Annotated in this window: 22 protein-coding genes; 15 read left to right on the top strand and 7 right to left on the bottom strand. The window is 29.8% G+C overall.

Annotated features, from left to right (window positions below):
• The first annotated feature begins 16 nt into the window (after positions 1-16).
• Genes HN587_01135 through HN587_01110 form a run of 6 tightly spaced genes read left to right on the top strand, consistent with a single transcriptional unit; the run spans position 17 to position 3,987 of the window.
• The gene (locus HN587_01135; protein MBT7902436.1) at positions 17-814 is read left to right on the top strand and encodes a hypothetical protein; all 798 of its coding nucleotides are present in this window, start codon (positions 17-19) and stop codon (positions 812-814) included.
• 14 nt (positions 815-828) lie between these two features.
• Complete coding sequence (locus HN587_01130) at positions 829-1,479, top strand: hypothetical protein (protein MBT7902435.1); 651 nt, start codon at positions 829-831, stop codon at positions 1,477-1,479.
• Entirely contained in the window at positions 1,473-1,898 is a 426-nt protein-coding gene (locus tag HN587_01125; protein ID MBT7902434.1) for a hypothetical protein, read from the top strand. Before HN587_01130 ends, HN587_01125 begins: the two co-directional genes overlap by 7 nt.
• Positions 1,899-1,913: 15 nt before the next feature.
• On the top strand, positions 1,914-2,765 hold the full coding sequence (locus HN587_01120) for a hypothetical protein (GenBank protein ID MBT7902433.1): 852 nt from the start codon (positions 1,914-1,916) through the stop codon (positions 2,763-2,765).
• Positions 2,755-3,582 carry a hypothetical protein gene (locus HN587_01115; GenBank protein MBT7902432.1) on the top strand — a complete coding sequence of 276 codons (828 nt, stop codon included), beginning with the start codon at positions 2,755-2,757 and terminating at the stop codon, positions 3,580-3,582. Before HN587_01120 ends, HN587_01115 begins: the two co-directional genes overlap by 11 nt.
• Before the next feature lie 27 nt (positions 3,583-3,609).
• A complete protein-coding gene (locus HN587_01110) occupies positions 3,610-3,987 on the top strand; it encodes a hypothetical protein (protein ID MBT7902431.1) in 378 nt (125 codons plus the stop codon).
• 197 nt (positions 3,988-4,184) lie between these two features.
• Here the strand turns inward: HN587_01110 and topA are convergent, their stop codons facing one another.
• Positions 4,185-6,554 carry a DNA topoisomerase I gene (topA, locus tag HN587_01105; protein ID MBT7902430.1) on the bottom strand — a complete coding sequence of 790 codons (2,370 nt, stop codon included), beginning with the start codon at positions 6,552-6,554 and terminating at the stop codon, positions 4,185-4,187.
• Positions 6,555-6,641: 87 nt separating this feature from the next.
• Between topA and HN587_01100 the strand changes: the two genes are divergently transcribed.
• The 4 genes from HN587_01100 to HN587_01085 all read left to right on the top strand — a co-directional run bounded on the left by HN587_01100 (position 6,642) and on the right by HN587_01085 (position 9,320).
• Positions 6,642-7,127, top strand: a complete 486-nt coding sequence (locus tag HN587_01100; protein ID MBT7902429.1) for a hypothetical protein — start codon at positions 6,642-6,644, stop codon at positions 7,125-7,127.
• 142 nt (positions 7,128-7,269) lie between these two features.
• On the top strand, positions 7,270-8,355 hold the full coding sequence (locus tag HN587_01095) for a hypothetical protein (protein MBT7902428.1): 1,086 nt from the start codon (positions 7,270-7,272) through the stop codon (positions 8,353-8,355).
• Between the two features lie 196 nt (positions 8,356-8,551).
• Positions 8,552-8,896 carry a hypothetical protein gene (locus HN587_01090; GenBank protein ID MBT7902427.1) on the top strand — a complete coding sequence of 115 codons (345 nt, stop codon included), beginning with the start codon at positions 8,552-8,554 and terminating at the stop codon, positions 8,894-8,896.
• A 79-nt stretch (positions 8,897-8,975) separates the two neighbouring features.
• Positions 8,976-9,320 (top strand): hypothetical protein, encoded by a 345-nt coding sequence (locus tag HN587_01085; protein MBT7902426.1) that lies wholly within the window; start codon positions 8,976-8,978, stop codon positions 9,318-9,320.
• 81 nt (positions 9,321-9,401) lie between these two features.
• On the opposite strand, the gene HN587_01080 is transcribed toward HN587_01085, so the two are convergent.
• Complete coding sequence (locus HN587_01080) at positions 9,402-10,700, bottom strand: terpene cyclase/mutase family protein (protein ID MBT7902425.1); 1,299 nt, start codon at positions 10,698-10,700, stop codon at positions 9,402-9,404.
• Positions 10,701-10,926: 226 nt separating this feature from the next.
• Here HN587_01080 and HN587_01075 point away from each other — a divergent pair, with 226 nt between their 5' ends.
• Both HN587_01075 and HN587_01070 read left to right on the top strand, forming a co-directional pair.
• Positions 10,927-11,841: an MBL fold metallo-hydrolase gene (locus tag HN587_01075; GenBank protein MBT7902424.1), complete on the top strand. Its 915-nt coding sequence runs from the start codon at positions 10,927-10,929 to the stop codon at positions 11,839-11,841.
• Positions 11,842-11,971: 130 nt separating this feature from the next.
• Positions 11,972-12,847, top strand: a complete 876-nt coding sequence (locus tag HN587_01070) for a hypothetical protein (GenBank protein MBT7902423.1) — start codon at positions 11,972-11,974, stop codon at positions 12,845-12,847.
• Positions 12,848-12,879: 32 nt separating this feature from the next.
• Here the strand turns inward: HN587_01070 and nucS are convergent, their stop codons facing one another.
• Complete coding sequence (gene nucS, locus HN587_01065; GenBank protein ID MBT7902422.1) at positions 12,880-13,617, bottom strand: endonuclease NucS; 738 nt, start codon at positions 13,615-13,617, stop codon at positions 12,880-12,882.
• A gap of 127 nt (positions 13,618-13,744) precedes the next feature.
• Positions 13,745-14,290 carry a CBS domain-containing protein gene (locus tag HN587_01060; protein MBT7902421.1) on the bottom strand — a complete coding sequence of 182 codons (546 nt, stop codon included), beginning with the start codon at positions 14,288-14,290 and terminating at the stop codon, positions 13,745-13,747.
• Between the two features lie 146 nt (positions 14,291-14,436).
• Between HN587_01060 and HN587_01055 the strand changes: the two genes are divergently transcribed.
• Together HN587_01055 and HN587_01050 are read left to right on the top strand one after the other, a co-directional pair.
• On the top strand, positions 14,437-15,597 hold the full coding sequence (locus HN587_01055; protein ID MBT7902420.1) for a methionine adenosyltransferase: 1,161 nt from the start codon (positions 14,437-14,439) through the stop codon (positions 15,595-15,597).
• Positions 15,598-15,753: 156 nt separating this feature from the next.
• Positions 15,754-17,415: a hypothetical protein gene (locus HN587_01050; protein ID MBT7902419.1), complete on the top strand. Its 1,662-nt coding sequence runs from the start codon at positions 15,754-15,756 to the stop codon at positions 17,413-17,415.
• Here the strand turns inward: HN587_01050 and HN587_01045 are convergent.
• On the bottom strand, positions 17,398-18,369 hold the full coding sequence (locus tag HN587_01045) for a methyltransferase domain-containing protein (protein MBT7902418.1): 972 nt from the start codon (positions 18,367-18,369) through the stop codon (positions 17,398-17,400). The two genes, HN587_01050 and HN587_01045, sit on opposite strands and share 18 nt — an antisense overlap.
• A gap of 169 nt (positions 18,370-18,538) precedes the next feature.
• Here HN587_01045 and HN587_01040 point away from each other — a divergent pair, with 169 nt between their 5' ends.
• A complete protein-coding gene (locus HN587_01040; GenBank protein MBT7902417.1) occupies positions 18,539-18,868 on the top strand; it encodes a hypothetical protein in 330 nt (109 codons plus the stop codon).
• On the opposite strand, the gene HN587_01035 is transcribed toward HN587_01040, so the two are convergent.
• The gene (locus tag HN587_01035) at positions 18,865-20,409 is read right to left on the bottom strand and encodes a hypothetical protein (GenBank protein ID MBT7902416.1); all 1,545 of its coding nucleotides are present in this window, start codon (positions 20,407-20,409) and stop codon (positions 18,865-18,867) included. The genes HN587_01040 and HN587_01035 overlap by 4 nt on opposite strands.
• Before the next feature lie 33 nt (positions 20,410-20,442).
• Positions 20,443-21,945 (bottom strand): hypothetical protein, encoded by a 1,503-nt coding sequence (locus HN587_01030; protein ID MBT7902415.1) that lies wholly within the window; start codon positions 21,943-21,945, stop codon positions 20,443-20,445.
• Between the last annotated feature and the right edge of the window lies 1 nt (position 21,946).

Raw genomic sequence — 21,946 nt, 5'->3', positions numbered from 1 at the left:
AATTTAGGTGAAAAAAATGAATGATGGAATTTCAAGAAGAGATTTGTTAAAAGTTGCAGGGGCAGTTTTAGGAGGACTTGCGCTTGGCCAAACTGGTTGTTTAGAAAAAGTTTTGGGTGATTTAGGTGAGCTCGAACAATCAAATGATTTAACTCTGGCGGTCAATCCAAGAATGAAATTTAAGTTAGAGTATGAGCTTGTAGATGTTACTCGTCCAGAAGTTGAATTTTCAAGAACGTATGCAAAACCAACTAAATTAGTTGGAACAATTGATCAATCCGATTCAGCAATTGTTTCGATGACAACTCCTGCGTTACTTTATTTTTTGACTGGAGATGTACCTTTAGAAAAGTTTGGTGTTAAGGGTCGGTGGCTTGATGAGGGTATTTTGAATGCTCAAACAAAGAGGGCTCAAGCACAAGCAAAATCTTTGAGTGGAAAAACTAGTTTAGGAGTGCCAGTTCAAAATAGAATTATAACTGCTTCAGTTGGCATACCTGGTTTTTTAGGAGATTCGCGTTGGAGTGAATTGAATGATTGTTATTTAATAATGTTTAAATCAAAGCCGTTAAATTCAGTTGAAGAATTAGATGATACTTCTAGTGCACAAGATTGTTGTCAAGTTGGATTTTTTTTGTATAAAGATGATTTTTCTTTGAACTCTGCAATGGTTTACAAACATGTTGAAGATGCAGATATATTTTCGCCAAACCGCGAAATTCAGAGGAGATTTAAGAGATGCAGGGCATTTGAAGGGATGTATAGAGTTGACAAAGAACTTGAACAATTCAAAGTTCCTGTAAAATATAGTTAAGTTGGTAATTTAAAATGGTATTTCAAGTAATTAAACAAGTGTTAGGTGCTGCAGGTTTTTCTATTGATGCATTTGCTGAAATGAGAGTGCCTGAGGTGAAAAAACGAACTCCAAAAAAAGATTTGGAACGAGTAGTTGTAACTCAAGCAGTTGAACAAGAATTTTTGGAAGCTGCGAAAAATAGTTTTTTTGAATTAACTTATGCCACTAATTATTCGTTAGGTCCTCGATTAAAAGTTGGACTAAAAGGCGCAGTTGAAAGTTATGGTTCAATTATTTTGCCAAATCCTGTTTCAGGTTTAGTTGTTTCTGATACTGTTAATAATATTATTAGATTTGAACCTAAATCTTCTGATTTATTAGTTGAGTTTTCAGATGATTTATCTTTGCCTGCATTGGTTGAGAAAAAATTGGAGCCAATTATGATTCCTCGCGGATATCGGTGCAGTTCTTTGTGTGTTGCAGCAAGATATGTTTCTTCTGGTGTTAATTATGATCCTACTGCCAATCCTGAAATGAGAGTTGATTTAGATATTTTACTAAATGGAGGGGGAGTTGATAATTTAGATTTACGATTTCAATTAACAAATGCAAAATATGATTTTTTAGAGGGAGAACATCCATTTTTGAAATTGTATCGTGCGATGGAGGGAAAAAAATGTTAGAAACATTTAGATCTTATCCTGAAAAATACTCAATTGATTCTGATCGTTTAATTTTCTTTTTAGATGAGTTAGCTCATGAAATAGAATTGGGCAATGGGTTGAGGAGAGATCAATTAGATCATCCTTGCGAGGAACATTATTCTCCTGCCAAATTAATGTGTTTTTATCCAGGTGGTAAAAGTGCGAAATCATACTGGGATAGTCAAAGTTTTGATGAGGATTTGTTACGTGGTTCTACGTTAAGAGTTGCGTGTGATCGTTATACGAGTCCATATTCGACTATTGGTGTATTTGTAAGTCATATCGATGTTGGACTTGATTTAGATTCGGTTAATATGATTATTAATCCAAATACAGAGTTGAGATTTAATCCAGATCCTTTGTATCGAGTTGCAGAAAAATATGAAATTAAAAAATAATTGAGTTGATAAAAAATGAGCAATAATAAAATTTCAAGAAGAGGATTGTTGGGTTTTGTGGGTGCTGCGGTTTTAGGATTTGCTGCAGGGAATTTAACCGATTTAGGCGATTTAGTTCAAAACATGTGTGGGCAGCCCAAACCTTCTGTTAGATTAGTTCCAAAGATTGATTCGTCAGTTCAATGTTATTTAGAAATGGGTCTGATGCGTCATTTAACTGAGTCTGAATTTGTGCCTCGTGAATTTGGAGTTCCTAAACGAATAATTAGTTCAAGAGAACCACAAAATCAAAGAAGAGATCCGTTAGTTTTTTTAGCAGATCCTTTAATTTATTTTATGACTGGGGATGTTTCTGTTCAAAATGTGGCTAAATATTTTAAAATGCTTAAAAGTTTAGCACCGCATAGACATTCCTCTGGACAATCAAAATTAAGTTCTGCTCGGGTAGTATTTGAAACTTGTTTAAAGTATTCTCCTAATTATGGGATTGATGTTGTGGGAACTCAAAGTCAAAAAATACCAACTAAATTTGAGGATAGAAAAAAAGTGCAAGTTAAATTATCTCAAGCTATGGATTTGTTAGGTAATTTTAATCATTATTTTCAATTTTCTTCTAAATCGATTGAACCTTCTGTGGATATACAATTAGTTGAGGTAACAGTTGATTCTCATAATTTAGTTCCAGTTACTATGAAATTTTATCGAGGAGACTATGCTGCCAATTCTGGTTTGGATGGGGAGTCTGAGTTATCTTATGTGAAAATTGATTTGAGAAAACCTGAATTTGCATTTGTGCAAGCGGAAGTTTATAGGGATATTCGTCAATTTTATGTTGAAGAACAATTAGGAGAAAAAAATGAAAAATAAAGCGTTAGAATTAATTGTTGGAAAAGAAGCAATGCAAGATATTGCAAATTTATTATATGTCGAATATTTGAGCGGCATGATTAATACGCGAGTTAGCGTAGGTTCAACTGCTGAATTTGGTAGGTTGCCTTCTTTTTTAGAAAGTGATGAATTCAAATTTATTCCTCAATTATATCAAGATGCATATTTGTTAGATTTTTTTGCAGATCAATTTAGTGAATTAGGCGCATTTAATTTAATGGCTGCGCCTGGGTCTCGAATGAAAAAAGCATTTGAAAAAGTATCTGATGTAAATAAAGGAGTTGCATTTAAATTATTTGATGCGGTTTTTGAACAATATGCTCAGTCTTTTTTTGCAATATCTGGTACGCCACCTCAGTATGAATCTGGTGCTGCGAAATTAGAATTTTTGTTAGGCAGTAGAATATTTTTAAGTCCAGAACAAAGAGATTTAATTATTGAATCAGAGATTGCAGTTGCAACAGAAGGAAAACCTCCACTACAAGGCCGAGATTTTTTGACATATTCTCTTTTAACTGAAGGAAAACTTATGCATTGGTCAAATTTTGGAACTAAACGATATGATGTCGAAGGAACTCCTGGCACTCAAAGCTTAGAATCTGTTCGACAAAAATATGTTGGAACGTTGATTATGAAATTAATTGAAGCTGGAAGTAAAAATCCTGGTTGGTTTGAGTCTGCAAGACAAATAATTATCAAAGAAAATCTTGGGGATTCTTATGGGGGGATACTTCATCAAGCATATGATCGATCTCTCAGTATCAAATCAGGTGTTAGGGGAGATATGTATTTGTGATTTTTAGAAAATACGAGTTTGTTTGAAATGAAAAATTTGTTTAGAATAAAACCAGACATAGAATTATCTGATATAGTTCGAGGTAGTAATGATTGGTTTACCCAACAATTTATTTTGAGCAGGGTAAAACAACGTTATGAAGATCCTCGTTTTACTTTATTTACTGAAAATGGTTCTTTAGTTGAAACAAGTGAAAATAGAGTTGCGTTTGTTGAAGCAAAATCAGTAACTGCAGTTGGAAACATAAATGGTTTTCCCGTTGTTTCAAATTCTCTTAAAGATTCTAATTATACTTATGTTCTTTATGCCTCAAATGTTTGTCGTAATCGTTCTTTGAGAAGTTGGGTCAAGTTTGATTATAATTTATTAGTGATTGATAAATCTCAAGGTATTGTTTTTAATTAGGATATAGAAAAATCAGTTATATCTCGAACACTACCTGCAATTACTGCTTTAAATTATGTGGGCCACTCTGGATTTTTAACGTTTGAAACCACTATCTCTCCTGCACCGAAGGTAAGAATGCTTGATCATAAACTTGGTAGATTTAGGCCGTATAATTTTGTAAGCGAGGAGCTTAAAGATTTTTAGAATTTTTTAATTTATTTTTTTATTGTTTTTTTTGTAACAGTTTTCTTTTTAGTTGTTTTTTTAACTGTCTTCTTTTTCACAGTTTTTTTCTTGGTAGTTTTCTTTTTAGTAGTTTTTTTCTTTGCAAACTTTGCTTGATTAGCTTCGCGTGCAATAGCTTTTTTGAGTGCAGTTTCTTGATCTTCTCCAATTCCTTGAAGGAACTTACATTTAGGATATTTATCACAACCATAAAATGCACCATAAATAGATTTTCTTAAAAGTAATTTTCCTTCTTTGCATTTTGGACAAGGAGTATTTTCTAGTTCTCCTTTACTTTGCTCTTCTTCTTTACTTAATGCTTTTGAAGGGCAATCAGGATTAATACATAATTCTTGAGGTCTTTTTGCTTTTCTAATAACTTGAATTAATGGGTATTTACAACTTTCGCAATCTTTGTCTGCGCCTTTGAATAATGCTCCTGCAGGCAAGGAAAATGTAGTTTTACATTCAGGATATGAATCGCATGCAACAAAGTTACCAAATTTACCTCGTCTAATTTCAAGAGTTCCTTCATTACAAACTGGACATTCGCCAACGCGCGCCATTGCTTTTGATGTTTGTTTGGTTGCATCACTTAATTCTTTACCAATATCTTTTTCATTTTTTCTGAATTGTTCGAGTATTTTAGTAAGAATTTTTTTTGCATCATCTAAAACATCTTCTTTTCGTTTTTTTTCTTCACGAATTTGTTCCATTTCAAGTTCAAAATTTCTTGTAAGATCTACATTAATAATATCTGGACAGAATTTTTTCAAAGTTGCAATAGTTTTAATTCCTAAATCTGTTGCTTCAATAGATTTGCTTTTCACATATCCTCTTTGAAATAAGTTATCAACAATAGTTGCTCTGGTAGATTTTGTACCAAGTCCATTTTTCTCAAGTTCTTTAATTATTGACGCTTGAGTGTAACGTTTAGGGGGAGTAGTTTCTTTAGAATGCAGTTCAATTTTGGATATGTCAATAATGTCTCCTTTTGTAAATTTAGGAAGTTCTTCTTCTTTAAAATTAGCATATTTTCCATAAAATACGTGCCATCCTTTTTTTATTGTTGTTGTTCCTTTAGTTACAAATAATTCAGTATTAACATTTAAAATTGCTTTAATTGTTTGTCTAATTGCAGGTTCTGCAAAACATGCGAGGAATCGTCGAACAATTAAATCGTATAAATCAAAATCTTTACCAGTTAGGTTTCCAACTTCTCCTGTTGGATGAATTGCTGGATGGGCTGGATCTGATTTTGTACCTTCATTTGGTTTTAAATCAGTTTTTAGAAGTTGCATACATAATTCAGTGTAATTTGGTTGACTTTTTAAACTTTGAATAATTGATTTTAAATTAAGTTCTTTTGGAAGTTTTTGGGATGATGTTCTTGGATAAGAAATCAAACCTGCTATGTATAAACTTTGAGCTAATTCAAGTGTTCTTTTAGGTGGAATTTTTAATGTACGATAAGCTTCGATTTGAAGTGAAGTTAAATCAAATGGTGTTGGTGGTTGTTGGTTGAACTCTTTTGTATCAATTGAATCTACAATTGCTTCTTTTTGATTTTGAGTTTTTGCCATAGCTTCGTCTGCTTTTGGTTTTTCCCAAAATTTATCTTCTTTATGCCAAGAAATTAATGGTTCTTTTAATTTAGTATTTCCATTTAATTCAATTTGCCAATATGGGACTGGAATAAATGCTTTAATATCTAATTCACGATCAACAATGATTTTTAGTGCTGGACCTTGAACACGACCTGAAGATAAAATTTTATACATTCCGGATGCTGCTTTTATTGATAATGTTAGTGCTCGACTGACATTTATACCATACATCCAATCAAGAAAGTGACGAGTTTCACCTGCGTTTGCTTGACCCCAATTAATTGTTTTATTTTTATTTTCATATGAATCAATAAGTGCTTTTTTTGTTAATGTGGAGAATTTCATTCGATTAGCATCATCTTGTTTTAATGCATATTTAATTACATTATGTCCAATAACTTCTCCTTCAATATCATAATCTGTTGCAACTGTAAATTTATCTGCATTTTTTCCAAGCTTTCGCAGTAATGTTATGAATTTTTTTGAAGGAGAACTACCTTTTTGAGTTTCAGATGCAGGTTTCCATTCAATATCAAAAACAGGATAATCCCATTTACCTTTATTTTTTTCAGCTAAACCATACAAATGACCTAATGCTGAACAAACAACAATGTCTTGAGAACCATGAGTTACAAGAAAATAAGGAACGCCATTTGCATTCTCTCTAATTGCTTTTCCATCTGCTAGCGCCTCTGCAATCTTTTTAGCTGCGGTTGGCTTTTCACAAATGATTAATTCATATTTTGCACTCATTTAGCGTTAAAAACCGGCAGCCTTTTAAAAATGTTATGGAAAAAAACAGAGTAACATTTAAATACTCCTCGATGTTTAAATCAAAAAATGAAATCTCATAAGCGCAGAAAATACATTCAAAACACAGTTATACTCGCAGGATTCTTTATTTTATTACTTAGTTTTCTGTTTGGAGTGACTACTGAGCCAGGAATTACTGGTAGTGCGAGTATGGATGTTACAAATTCAGGCGCTGAATCAAATATTATAACTAAAACCTGGGTTGTAACTGAAAGTGTAATGCTTACTCCAGGAGTTTATGATTTTACTTTTTCAAAAGAAAATGGGATTGCAATTGCAATAAAATCTGATAATTTGGTTTTGGATTGTAGGGGCTCAATTATTAGAGGAAATAATGTTGGTGTTGGAATTTATGCGATTGGAGTTAATAATGTGACTTTAAAGGATTGTAACATTGAACAATTTAAACAAGGGATATATGTTGATTTAGAACAAGTTGAATTGAATTCATTAAATTCATATGATAATTCTATTGAAGATATTTGTGTTAAAGGGCGATGCTCTGTTAATTAAGTAATTAGTTTATTTCTTTGATTTTGTTTTTATTGTTTTGTTTCTCTAAATTTGATTATTTGTGGTTTTTAAGTTTAGTTTTTATAAACTAATCACAATGTTTAAATTCTATTCTTTGTTTTAGTTTTAACGTGAATTGTGGATGAATACAAACGAATTATTAAATCAAATATGTAAAGAAATTAAAAAAATTAAGTTAGTAGATAAAAATTCAAATAAAATACTTTTTGGAAGTAAAAATTATGTTTCTTTACCAATTACTTCAACAAATTTTAAAAAAATACCTGATAAAATTAATCAAGACGCTTTATTATTTGTTGATGGGGGAAATTTTGAATTGATAAGTAGTCCTAATTTTTCAATTCAATTAATCAGACTATGTGCTAATTTGTATAAAAATAATGAGCGAATATCGACTCAAAGATTTGAATTTTTTTGTCTTATAAATTCAGAATCTGTTGGGGATAAAATTAATTATAAAGTTCATATATTTTCTCAAGAAAAAGAAAGCAAAATTCATTTTAAATTTTTAGATGGGTATTTGATTAATTCAACGCATGAGAGCATAGTTGCTGCGGGTAAAAGAGCAGATATACGATCAGTTGTTGATGTTTGTAGACGTCTTGCGGAAATAAATTTTGCAAAACAAGTAGTTGAGAACTTAAATGTTGATTTAGGATTTGTTATTCTTGATGGAGTTTTAGAAACAAAATACCCTATTGAAAAAGATTTGATGGATGAATTAGTATTTGTTGCAAATTCAAAAAATTTTAGGGTGTGTTCGCTTGCAAAATCATCTAATTTATTTACTGATAAAGCAGAGCCTGCAGTTTCTTTTTTAAATTCAAAAGCTCAATCAGATATTTGGTATTGTAAAAATTTAGTTCAAATTAATTGTGAAAATCATTTAGCAGAGATTATGTTTGTAAAATTAAATTTACATGCTAATTATGTATTTAGATTTGAACTAGGGAAAACAAGTCTTGTTGAACAAATACCTCTTGAGAAAATCGAAAAAGTTATTTGGTTACTTAAAGAAAATAGTTGTGATCCAGTTTTTTTAGGATACCCCTATGGTTTAATTGAAGTAGATCGTTTTGCAAGAGTAAGTGAAACAGAAGTTTCTAGTTTGAAAACAATTCTTATTTCTAGATTAAGTTCTGATAAAGAATTAGTTACTGGACTCAATGCATTTAATGCACACAGTATTTTAGATAATATTAGTTAGGTTACCTTAATTTTTTTTAGTTTACTTGTGAGTTTAATTTTAAGTTTAAATTATGTTTATTATTCTATTCTGGTTAAATATGTTATTTTTTTGAATTGTGTTTGATTATCTCCTCTCATATTATTCAAATATCTTTATAAAAAACATAAGATTTAAATACTCGATTTGATTGAATTGAGTTATTGAGGGGTTTAAATTGAATAAAAAAGCAGAATTATTACGTGCATTTGTAGTTACCGGATTATTCTTGTTAGCAATGGCTGGAGCATTAATTGTTGCGTCGCCACAAACAGATATGAGTTCTTCTATTAGTGGAATGACTAGTACTGAACAAGATACACTTAAGGGACCACAATCTGCTGCTGGAATTACTATTGCGCTTATGGTATTTGTTTTGGCTGCAGTGTTAATTGCAAACGTAGTAAAACTCGTTAAAATGAGACCTGTCAAACAAGTAAAAAATATTGGTCATATAAACAGTCATATTGATTCAATTGATCAGCAATTACAAGAAATTGAACAAAGAATAAAAACTGAATAATTATTTGTTTGATTATAATTAATAGATTTTATTTTCATAATTGTTTTTTTTATTAAATATTTAAAAAAGAGGTGAATTTATGGCAATACATCATAAACATGGACACTATGCGTTTATTGCAGGAATTCTATTAGCAATTATCGCCGCATTATTCCAAACAACTAGTTCTTGGGTTGTACTTGTACTAGTAGCTTTAGGTTTAATTGTTGGTTTTTTAAATGTAAATGCTAAAGAAACAACTGCATTTTTAATTGCAGTAATTGCATTAATCGCAGCAGGATCTGCAAATTTAATTGTATTAAATACGATATTTGATCCATTAGGTACGACTTTAAGCAGTATGTTAACATTCATTAAAGTGTTTGTTGCACCTGCAGCAATTGTTGTTGCATTAAAGTCTGTCAAAGAATTAGCAGAAAAATAATAAAAGAAATTTTATTATTAAATTTTTTATCAATTTTTTATCAATTTTTTTTCTATTTTTTATTTGAAGTCAGCAAGTATGTTATATTTTTATAACTGCATAATATTTTCTTCTTTCTTCATAAATTAATCCTAAATTCATCATTGCAACGACATCATTTTTTATTTGGGCAATGTGGGATCTTTTATGTAAATGTCTATATTCTGCGTCTTGTTTTAGTTCATCAATAATTTCTGCGGTATCTAGAGCACCTTTTTCTTCTAGAATTTTAAGAATTTGAAATCTTCTTTTTGCTGCTTGTTTAGTTGTTGCAATTGATTTTTCAACTAATAAATTTTTGTATGAGTTTTTGTAACGTGTTTTTAGATCTTCTGAAAATCTAGCTAATAAATAATGGGTGAATTCAGGACAGAGATCTGTTTCTAAAATATTTTTAAGTTCTTTCTTTTTAAGTTCGTCTTGTAAATAAACAAAATAGGTGAGTGCTTGAATTGCATAGAATGTAGTATACATTTGACTTTCTTCTCCGTGAGTAAGTGGCCAACCTCCATCTTTATTTTGCATATTTAATAAACACTTGATACCTTTTTCTATTTTTTCATTAATTGGATTATTCATGCAAAGCATTAATGCGACTAGAGTTGATGCAGTGCCATAACTAGTTGCAGAATCTGAATGAGTTAGATCTGAAGAATGCCAGCCTCCGCAAGGTAATTGATTTTCTAAAATGAATTTTTTTGCAATAATTATTTCGTTTGAAGAATGTTTTTCTCCACAATATAATAAAACTCTTATTGCTCCTGCAGTAAATGAAACTTGAGATTGAGTGGAATTTTCATTAAAGCCCCAGCCGATATTGTCTTTTGCTTTATTTTTCAAAAGCCATTGTTTCATTTTGGTAAGTGCACCATCACAAATAAATTTTTTTAATGTTGATACCACGCAAAAATTAGTTAGATTAGATGTTTTTGGAAATGAAGGCCAAAAACCTTTTGAATCTTGTTTGTTTAAAATAATATTTAATATTTTATTTTTCTTTTTTTCAATAATTGGGCAATTAGAATATTGTAATCCTGCTAATTGATATGCAAATAAATCAACAAGGGTGGTATTATCTAATTTTTGTGAATACAAAAAATAAATTCCTTTATTTATTTGTTCAGGAGTTCTTATTTTTAATAATACTAAACTTTTAATTGCAAGTGCGGTTACAATAATTGGTGAAAAATAGAATTCAGGTCCATTAATTTTGCTACCTTGTTTAAGGTTCCAAGATCCATTTTCAGATTGTTCGTTTAATATGTGATTTTGAGCATTAGATAATGCTTTTTTTATTTCTTTAGATAAACTTAGTTTGGATTGTATTTGAAGTTTATTCATTCTACTATTCTTTAGTGCATTAACTAATATAAAAACTTTGCTAAAAAATTTTATCTATTGAAGAAAATAGTTTCAGCAGTAGAAATCTTTTAAATGGGTCTGAAATCTTATGAGGTCAGCTCAAATTTCTTTATTTCTCATTTAACGCTATAAATTAATAGATAAGTTTGGTCATATACTCATAGTAAGGTCAGCTTATTTTATTGTGGCTTTGGAGGGTACACAAATGAAAATTAAGTATTGGGGGACGCGTGGAAGTGTAGCAACACCATCAACTGGGGATTTTTCTACATTAAAATATGGGGGTAATACGTCTTGCGTTGAGATAGAAACTGCAAATGGAGAATTAATAGTTTTGGATGCGGGTAGTGGACTTCGACTTTTAGGACAAAACTTAATGGCCAATGGTTTTTTAGATTCTGATCGATCTGTTAAATTATTGGTGGGTCATGTACATCCAGATCATGTGGAAGGACTATCTTTTTTTGCACCTGCTTTTATTGCGGGAACTAAAATAAATATTGTGAGTGGAGAACTTGAAAAACCACTAGAAGAAATACTTAGAGGGAAATATGAAAAACCCAAATTTCCAATAAGTATTGATCAAATGAGTGCAGATTTTTCCTTTTATCAATTAAGAGAGGGAGAAAGTTTAGAAAATGGTGTTGCGATAAGTCATTGTTTATCAAAACATCCGGATCTTTGTTATGCATTTAAAATTCAAGAAGAAACTGAATCTGGAATTGTAACTTTTTGTTATGTTCTTGACAATGAACATGATGGGGATCCTTCAAAAAACAGTTTTGGAGTTGAAGATAAACGAATAATTAAGTTTATGACTGGGGCAGATTATGTTTTAATTGATAGTGCATACACTCCTCAAGAACATGATCCTGCAAGATTTGGTTTGAGTACGATGACAAAAAAAGGTTGGGGGCATGCAACCTATGAATCAAATATTCAAAGAGCAATTGCTGCGGGAGTTAAAAATTTAGTTTTGGCACATCACGATCCATCACATGATGATGTATTTTTAGCGGTAATGGAGCGAGATGCTCGTCAGTATTTGCAACAATTAGGTGTGGATAAGTTTTTGCAAGTTAGTGTTGCGCGTGAAGGGGTTGAAGAGTATCTACATTAGAAATTTGATTTTTTGAATTTTTTTATTTCTTTTTTATTTGATGGGTATCTGGGTTTTTTTTATTTTGTTCTATTATTTCATTTAATTAATATTAGTTAAATTTATAAATGTTATTAGTTAAATTAGTATGATGGCTAATTCGAAATCATTGTCTCTATTAACCTTTAACACAGGTTTATTTTCGTTGAGATTTTTTAGATTAAATTTACTTGATTCAGTTCCATTTGCAAAAAAAAGATTACAAGTAATTCCTAAAATAATTTCTGAAAAATGTAACGATATTGTTGCATTACAAGAAGTATTTTATGAAAAACATAAAAAATTTTTAGTAGAAAAACTTAAACCCTTATATCCGTATGTTGCTCGAAAAAAACCAAATTTATTTGGGTTGGATAATGGACTTGTTATGTTTTCGAAAAATAAAATAATTGATTCTAAATTTATTCCGTTTAAATCAACAACTTTTGAAGAAAAATTATTTGCAAATCAAGGAATGCTTACAGTTACTGTTGATAATCCTCAATTTGGAGAGTTAAATTTTTTGAATGTGCATTTGGCTGCAGGTGGATTGTTTAGGCATCCAGAATCAAAATTAATGGAGCGAATACGTCAAGAACAAATTGAACAAGTGTTAACTGTAGCAGAACAAGAAAAAGATAATACTTTTATTATTGGTGATTTTAATGCAGGTCCGCAAGTTTCTATTCAAAATTATAAAACAATTATTCAAAAAGGATTTATAGATTTATTTAATTTAGCAAAAAAAGAAAAAAAATTTAAATTTACTTGGGATCCAAAAAATTATTTGAATCTTAAAGGATATTCTCCTTGGTCGCCCCCTCAAAGAATTGATCATATATTTGTTCCAAAACAGTTTAAACAATTTGTTGATCATATTAAATCTAATGTTGTTTTTAATGAAGCGGTAGTTCATGCAAAGAAATTTTTAAAAGTAACTCCTTCTGATCATTATGGGTTAAGTATAAAACTTGTAAAAAAGAATTAATATTTTTTTTAGGTTTTTGATAAATCGTGTGATTAATAGTTTTCTAAATTTGTTTGAGATTTATTAAATTTTTCTCTATAATTTGGGGGGATTACTGCTACAAAACTAAATTTCCAGTCAGTTAACATTTTTTTAGCATTAGGTGTTATTTTTGGAGCGGCAATAATTCCTCTAACGCAATCAATACCTTTTATTTTTTTAATTCGTTCAACATATCTTCTTAATTGAGTTACTGCAGATAAATCCGCTACGTAACGTTTACATTCAACAACTACTAAATTTTCTTTCGCATCTGTTCCAAATACATCAATAAATCCATATTTTGTGTGTTCTTCCATACTTAATGGTTTGAATCCTGATTCAATAAGTTCAGGAGTTTTATAAATCATTTCGGCCATATCTTTTTCGCTGCCAGATAATTGAATTTTTTGTCCATCTTTTAATGGGTGAGAATTAACAAAATGAATTTCAAATAATTTTATGTTAAGATATTCTTTTAAACTAAGATTTTGGCTTTTGAGAAAAAAGATTTTTTCATCTTTATCAAATTGTATTTGGTGATTGGTTCCGGGTTTCATATAATTAACTGGAGCAGTTCCTTCTGGTTGATGGACTAGTAGTGCTTTATCATTTTTAATTATGATTACTCTGTCTCCCTTAGCTAAGAACGCTTCTGCTCTGCCAGAATATTCAATTTCACAATTACAACTTAAAACAATGGTCTCACTTCTGTTTAGCGCCATTTCGATAAATGAGATATATGATTCCATGATGTTTAGTGTTCAAAATTAACTTTTATTTATATTTTCGGATTTAGTTTTTAAACAAACTATTATTTTTGCATATGTTTTAACTTATTAATTAAGAAATATTTAAGAAATTTAGGTAAACTGATTTTTATTTTCTGATTGCTTTTGTCAATATATCTACTTTAGAGATCAATCCATAACTTTTATTTGTTTGAATAAGTACTATTTGGAAATGTTGAAGAAGTGATTGGACAATATTTATTGATGTATCTTCAGATAATATGGGTGGTGGGGGAAACATACAATCTTCTGCAGTTAAAAGTGCTATGTTTTGAGTAATTGTTTTTTCAAGAATGCTTTTTTCAGTGATTACTCCTAAAATTCTATTATTTTTTAAAATGGGGATTTGAGATATGTTCTTTTTTTTCATTAATTTAATTATATCAATAACTTTTGTTGAAGGTGACGTTGTTGAAATGTTTTTTATCATAATGTCTTTTGCTTTTAATTCTTCATTTTGAGATTTTTCTTTTAGTGCTCCAAAAATTAATTGAGTTTTAGAATAAGTTGGATCTAATTTGCCTGATTCAATTTTTGCAATTAATGATTGTGATACTCCTGAAGTTTTTGCTAGTTGTGACTGAGTTATCCCTAATTGTTTACGAATTTTTTTAATATCTTTTATTTCAAACATTTTTTTTAGTTGATCTGTTTTTTTTGTTAATAGTTAGGAATATTTTAGGGTTTATAAATATTCTTATTAGAATAAGTCGTATTGGAATAAAATTGTCAAGATATATTAAAAAAGAGTATTTTTTTTAGATTGTTCAGGTGATACATATGAATGTTAATAAACAAAAATTCTTATTTACTAGTGAAGCAGTTTCAGAAGGACATCCTGATAAAGTTTGTGATCAAATTAGTGATGCGGTTCTTGATGCATGTATTAAATCAGATCCTCATTCGAGAGTCGCATGTGAGACCATGGTAAAAGGCAATAAAGTAATACTTGCCGGAGAAATAACTACTAATGCAGACCTTGATTATGACTCGATAGTTCGAAGAGTAATAAACCGAATTGGGTACACAAAAGATACGGGATTTGATCCTGAGACTTGTGAAATCTTTGTTCATATAACAAAACAAAGTCCAGATATTTGTCAAGGAGTAACACAAGGACAAGGATTATTTGAAGAACAAGGCGCTGGAGATCAGGGACTTATGTTTGGTTATGCATCAAATGAAACTTCTGAACTTATGCCATTATCAATGTCTATTGCAAATAAATTACTTCTTAAGCTTGCAGAGTTTAGACGGGGTAATCAAGTTAGTTATTTAAGACCGGATAGTAAGAGTCAAGTAACTGTAGAATATTTAGCTGGAAAACCAAAACGAATTGATGCAGTGGTTGTTTCAACACAGCATTCTTCAGATGTTTCTCATGAAACAATAAAACAAGACGTGATTGAAAATGTTATCAAACCTGTTTGTGGAACTTGGATTGATTCTGAAACAAAGTTTTATGTGAATCCTACTGGTGCATTTGTTGTTGGTGGACCTGTTGCGGATTGTGGACTTACTGGAAGAAAAATTATTGTAGATACTTATGGCGGGCATGGAAGTCATGGCGGAGGCGCATTTAGTGGTAAAGATCCGTCTAAAGTTGATAGGAGTGCTGCATATGTTGCAAGATATATTGCGAAAAATGTTGTTGCCGCAAATTTAGCAGATAAATGTGAAGTTCAATTAGCATATGCTATTGGCGTTTCTGATCCAGTTTCAGTATTAGTTCATTGTTTTGGCACTAATAAAATTCCTGAAGAAAAAATTGGTGAATTAGTTAGAGATAATTTTGAATTAAAACCAACTGATATTATATCCCAACTTGATTTGTTAAGGCCAATATATGAGAAAACCGCCGCATATGGTCATTTTGGAAGGAATGATTCTGATTTTACTTGGGAAAAAACTGATAAAGTTGATTTACTCAAACAAGAATAATTATGTTTTAAGAGTATGTTTTATTTGTTTTTTTTAATTTTTTTTTAAAGTTGTATTGAAAAAAATAGTATAATTATTTAAATAATAATTCTTTTTCTTATTTTATTATTGATTGTAAATGATTATTGTTGATTTACACAACAAAATGAGGTGTTTATGGCAAGACGAACAATTATGTTTAAAGAATTAGGTCAGTATACTATTAATTTAGTTGGTGGGAAAGCGCTTAATCTTGGAAAATTGTATCAGAACTTTAAAGTACCTAATGGTTTTGTAATAACTACTGATGTTTATTCCGAATTTTTAATAAAAACTCAATTAGATCTTAAAATTAAACATTTATTAAATGAAATTACTGACTTTTCTAATCTTTCTTTAGTTCAACAAAAAGCAAATGAGATTCAGAAATTAATTGTAACTCTTCCAATGCCTGATGAAATAAAAGAAGATATTCTTGCAGCATATCATGTTCTTAGTTCAGGAGGAATTAATCCTGATGATTTACTAAATCCCAAAGAATCATTTGTTTCTGTAAGGAGTAGTGCCCCAAAAGAAGATTCAAAAGAAGGTAGTATTGCAGGTCAACATGCAACTTATTTGAATGTTAAAGGTGGAGGAACCATAATTAAAGCTGTGAAATCTTGTTGGGCTTCATTATTTTTAGCTAAATCATTAGTCCATCGAAATTTAAATAATGAATCATTAGAAAATATGGGTCTTGCAATTATTGTTCAAACAATGGTTAATAGTGATAAAAGTGGAGTAATATTGACAAAAAATGTTAATGTTTCCGATGGAGATAATGAATTAATAATTGAAGCAGTATTTGGATTAGGTGAATCTTTAGTTCGCGAGGAGGTCAATTTTGATTATTATTTACTTGATAAAGAAACTCTTTTGGTCAAAGAAAATAAAGTTGGATTAAAACCGTTTGAATTACAACTTGCAATTGGAGGGGGAGTTGAAAAAAGAAAGTTACTTCCTGATAAGCAACAAGCTCCAGTTTTAGATCACATAACTGCGCAATCATTAACTCAAACTGCAAAAAAAATAGAAAGTTTTTTTGGAACTTCTCAAGATATTGAGTGGGCAATAGAAAATGATGAAATTTATATTTTACAATCAAGACCCATAAATCTAAGTGAAAAACCCGTGGAAGTGACGGAACCAGTTGAATCTATTATGCTCGAAAATGATAATTTGGTTGAACCAGTATTAATTGAATCTGAACATATTGAGCCAATATTAATTGAGGATGAACCAGTTGAACCAATATTAATTGAATCCGACTCTGTTGAGCCAGTATTGATTGAGGATCAGCCCGTTGAACCAGTCATGTTAGGGTCTGTAGAGATAAAAGAAGAAATTGAGTATTTTGAACCCACACTAATTGAAACTGAACCGGTGTCAGAAAAAATAGAATTTTTAGAAAAAAAAGAAATTGAATATGATAATTGCGAAGTTTCTGAAGACATTTCATCTCCCTCCCTGTTTGAACCTATTGGTGATTCTATTCAAAAAGTTATTTTTCCAGGAATTGCTGTTGGAAAATTAACAATAGTTAATGACGTAGCGGATTTGAGTAATGTTTTAGAAGGGGACATAGTTTTGTTTAATAATTATAAAAAAGATATGTTTGGAGTTGTTAAGAGATCTCGAGCAGTAGTTTTGAATGGGTTTAATAATTCTGAACTTGAACAATATTTAGTAGAACAACAAAAACCAAGTATGATTATTGATGCGAGTAATTGTTCTTTGGTTGATTCTAGTATAGTAACTTTAAATTCTAATGAACTTAAATTAAGTTGTGTTCAATAAAACAATATTTCTTGTTAAAGATCTGTGAACATACCAACTAAATTCTTTTTCAATAACTAAACTAGTTTTTTTGATAATTTTTTTGTGATCAATAAAATCGGGAAAAATAACTACTGCTTTATACTTTAAGTTTTCAGATAAACTAGTTAAAAAATCAAAATATAATCTTTTTAGGGAATCAGTTATTTTACTACTTTTTCCATAAGGTAAATCTGTTACGACATAATCAACACTTTCACATAATTTTGTCGAATCTCTTTCATCTAAAGAATAACCTTTAATTTTATAATAATCTAAATTCTTTTTAGCACTTTTTAATAAATTTTTGTCAACATCATATCCTATTGTTTTAAATCTCATTAATCCTGCTTCTAAAAGAATTCCTCCACTACCGCAGAAGGGATCACACAAAGTTTTTCCAGTTTGAATTCCTGTAAGATTAATACATGCGCGTGCTAGTTTTGGACTTAATGAAGTTGGACAAGGTGCAGGCCTTAGATGCGGTCTTCTAAGTTTATAATCATTTTTTGGTTCATGAAGAATTTTTCCTCCAAGGATTTTTTTTTCAGTTATTACTAATTCAAATTTAGTAACTGCTTGTTTTAAATCAACTCGGGGCTCTTTTATTTGATTCCAAATATGTTTTGCAAGTTGAGCTTCTTTTTCATAAAATTTGATATGGCCTACGTTACTAATTCGTAAAGAGAAATTTTTCTTATATGCTTTATTCCAATTATATTTCTCCATTTTTTTATTGATGTTTTTTGAAGTAGATTGAAATAAATATTCATAAACTTTTTTTGTTAGTGCAAGACGGGCTAATTTAAAATTAGCATTAGAAATAATTACATTATCAATAAGTTCCCAATTCTTGGGTTTGCGTTTGGTCAAAGCAAGAATTTCTGCTTGAGCTAACTCTAAATTCTCACCAGACAAAAGAAAGACTTTTTTCATTATGAATTGATAAGTTAATGAACTATATAAATTTTAAGAAACTAGCTCTATTTTGTTTAAAAACGATTGTGTTTTGTTAATTTGATTTTTCTAGAGGATTTGTTTTTACTTAAATTGTGAGAAACTTATAAATAGTAATTCGCTATGTTTAGTATTGAGGTAATTAATTGTGAGTTTGATTGGAAGAGGAAGACCCAGAGGGAGTATAATTCGACAAAATATAGTTGAGATATTGCATATTGTTGGGACTGGTTATGCTTATGAAATTTATCAAATTTATTTAGATATATTTCCAAAAGTTACTATGCGTTCTATTTATTATCATTTACATAAAGGTTTAACAACTAATGAATTTAAGATTGAAGAAGTTAAACAAGAAACAGGGGATTATAGTTGGGGTCCTGTAACTGAAAAAACATATTATTGTTTAGGAAGTTTGGCCGAAGCTCGAGGTATTTTAATTGTTAAAAAATACTTTGAGAACAAAAAGAAAGATTAAGCTAGTATTTGTGAGAGTTTGCCATATGTTTTATCAATTTCATCAGTATATTCTGGTAGGTTTTTTTTTAATTCTTGTTTTATATAATTAAGTTCTTTTTGATCTAAAGGGATTCCCATTTCCTCGTGGCTTTTAACAATGAATGATATTAGTTCAGCATAATTTTGTCGTTTTGTCGTTTTTTCTTTTAAATAAATAATTTTTTTATTTATTATTCCATTAGTGTTTGTTTCTAAAACAAGTTCAATGCTTGCGTACATATCTGCGTTGGGATCAACTTTTGTATTTAATTTATCATATTTTGCCCATAAGTCCAATTCAAAAAATATTAATGCTTGATAATCAGGATAATAATTTTTTCGAATGGCTTCATATTCGTCAGGGTAGTTTTGAGTTATTAGTTTAACCCATTCTTTCATGCGAGGGTGATCATACACATTTAAAATTATTGAAGATGTTTTTTTATTAAAAAAGTTTTTTATTTTTTCTGGAGAGTTTTTATCTGCGGATATAAATAATGTTAATAATATGTTATTGGAATTGTGTTTTGTGAAATTTGTGTATATTGCAGTTTCACTTAATGTTGCTATTTCAACATTTTGGTAAACAAATGAATTTCCTGAACTTGCCGCAGATTTAAATGCAGAATTAACTGCTTCAGATTTAGAATATCCATATCCATGATAATATGCATACTTTTTTTTATTTTTTTGAATATAATCAATAACTGTTCCCCACGATTCAGGATTTTCTTGATAGATTCTTAAAATATCTTCGCGATCTTTCAAATCACCTAAAGCATTATCTTGGTAAACTTCTACTATAAGTTCATCTTCTTCTCCAAAGTCGAATAAACCTTGAGCAAAACCAGTATTTGTTTTTAATAAGACCACTCCAATTATTAGAATAAATATTGCGACAAGTGCTATTTGGTGAGTTTGTTTTGAGTGGTGTGATCCTGGTGTGATTGGGTGATTGGGTTCTTGATCTGCTTTTTCTAATTGTTGTAGGTGAAGAATTATTTTTTCGATAATTGGTTTGTATTTTTTTAACTCTTGAGATAGTTGTACATCTTTTTGCATTGCTTGTTTGAGTGCATTTGCGTCATGGTTTTTTACATTTTTAATTTCATCACTCTCTGCTTGAATTCTTTTTATAATAAGTGGAATTATTTTTCCATGAATTAAATGATAAAGAAAATGAGTTAGCTTTGCTTCATTAGTTAATAATTGTTCGAGATGTGTGCTTTCAGTACTATTTTTTGTTTCACGTAATGCAATCGTTAAATCTTGTGCGCTTGTTCCTGCCGCGAGTGCTGTTTTTTTACATTTGGAAAGTTCTCGTCTGTCAGTTTGAAGTTCTCTTTTTAGATCTTTAAATAACTGATTAATTTTTCCATCGCGCATATCTTGTTTTTCTTTTTTTGCAAGTTTGGCAATTTTATCTTCGGTAGTAATAATTTTATGACACAGCCTAACTAAATGTTTAAGATCATTTTTTCTTTTTTTTACAGGTTTATGAGGGTTTAGTGGATTTGTCATATTTGTTCCTTTTTTGATTGAATTTTTTATCAATTAAGTAAGATATTTTTTTTGGATATTTAATTTTAGTTCGGCTAATTCCAATTCAGAAGAAATCGTATTTGGTTTTATGACTTTTTCAATAAAAACCTGAATTCTATTTTCATCTAATTGAAAATCATATTCTACTAATTGCATTAATATATAATCACTAATTTGCTGATAATTTTTTCGTTTAAATATTTTATATTTTTTTGATGTTACAACTTCTTCCTTTTCTTGTTTTTGTGTTTTAGTATAACTTTCCCAACTTATTCTTACTTTGGCATTTTCTTCATCAATTTTTTCTTCTTTGATTGCTTTTTCAAATCGATCAAGTTCATTTTGATCTAAACAAATTATCGCACTAACTTTTTTAGTAATTTGTTTGATTTTTTTATTAATTATTTTTGTGGGTGGAAATATTATCTCTGTTGTTTTAGTTTTAAGTTTTTTTCTAATATTTTCTCCTTCATATTTATCTGCAGAAATTATTAATCTTGCACTTTTTGAGTTTGATTTAGTTTGCATTTCTGATTCTTTCTGAATTGGTGTTACTGATTCAATTGATTGAGTGATTGCGAATATCTGGGTTTCAATATCCCTTCCCACTTTTGCGTATGCATTATTTATTGCATTTTTTTGATTATTTTCAGATCCGTAAAAACATTTTAAATTAGGATAATAACTTTCTAAAAGTTTAACTGAGTTGTGTAAATTTGTATTGCTTTCTTTTTTTAGTTTGTTAAGAATTGTTTGATTATTTTCTAGTTTCATTTGAGCATTGTCTTGAATAATTGAAATTTTTGTATCTGAATTAAATATTTGTTTTGCAAAAAGTTTTCCTGGAGTGATTACTACAACTCCAATTATTAGTATTAGAATTGCTGCGAGTGCTATTTGGTGGATGTGTTTTGAATGGTGTGATCCTGGTGCGATTGGATTAGGTGTTTGTTGATCTGCTTTTTCTAATTGTTTTAAGTGAAGAATTATTTTTTCGATAATTGGTTTGTATTTTCTTAATTCTTGACTAAGCTCGGCATCTTTTTGCATTGCTTGTTTGAGCGCATTTGCGTCATGTTCTTTTACATCTTTAATTTCATCACTCTCTACTTGAATTCTTTGTTCTACGAGAGGAATTATTTTTCCATGAACTAAATGATAAAGAAAATGAGTGAGTTTTACTTCATTAGCTAGAATTTGTTGTAAGTGTGTGCTTTCTTCGCTTGTTTTAGTTTCTCTCATTACTATTGTTAAATCTTGCGCGCTTGTTCCTGCAGCGAGTGCAGTTTTTTTACATTTAGAAAGTTCTCGTCTGTCAGTTTGAAGTTTTCTTTTTAGATCTTTAAATAACCGATCAATTTTTCCGTCGCGCATATCTTGTTTTTCTTTTTTTGCATGTTTGGCAATTTTATCTTCAGCAGTAATAATTTTATGACAAAGCCTAACTAAATGTTTAAGATCATTTTTTCTTTTTTTTACAGGTTTTAGATGTAATTTTCTTAGGGGGATTGTCATA

The sequence above is a fragment of the Candidatus Woesearchaeota archaeon genome, assembly GCA_018675335.1.
In the GTDB taxonomy this organism is placed as follows: Archaea; Nanobdellota; Nanobdellia; order Woesearchaeales; family UBA11576; genus JABJCP01.
This window is presented reverse-complemented; position numbering and strand designations above follow the sequence as displayed.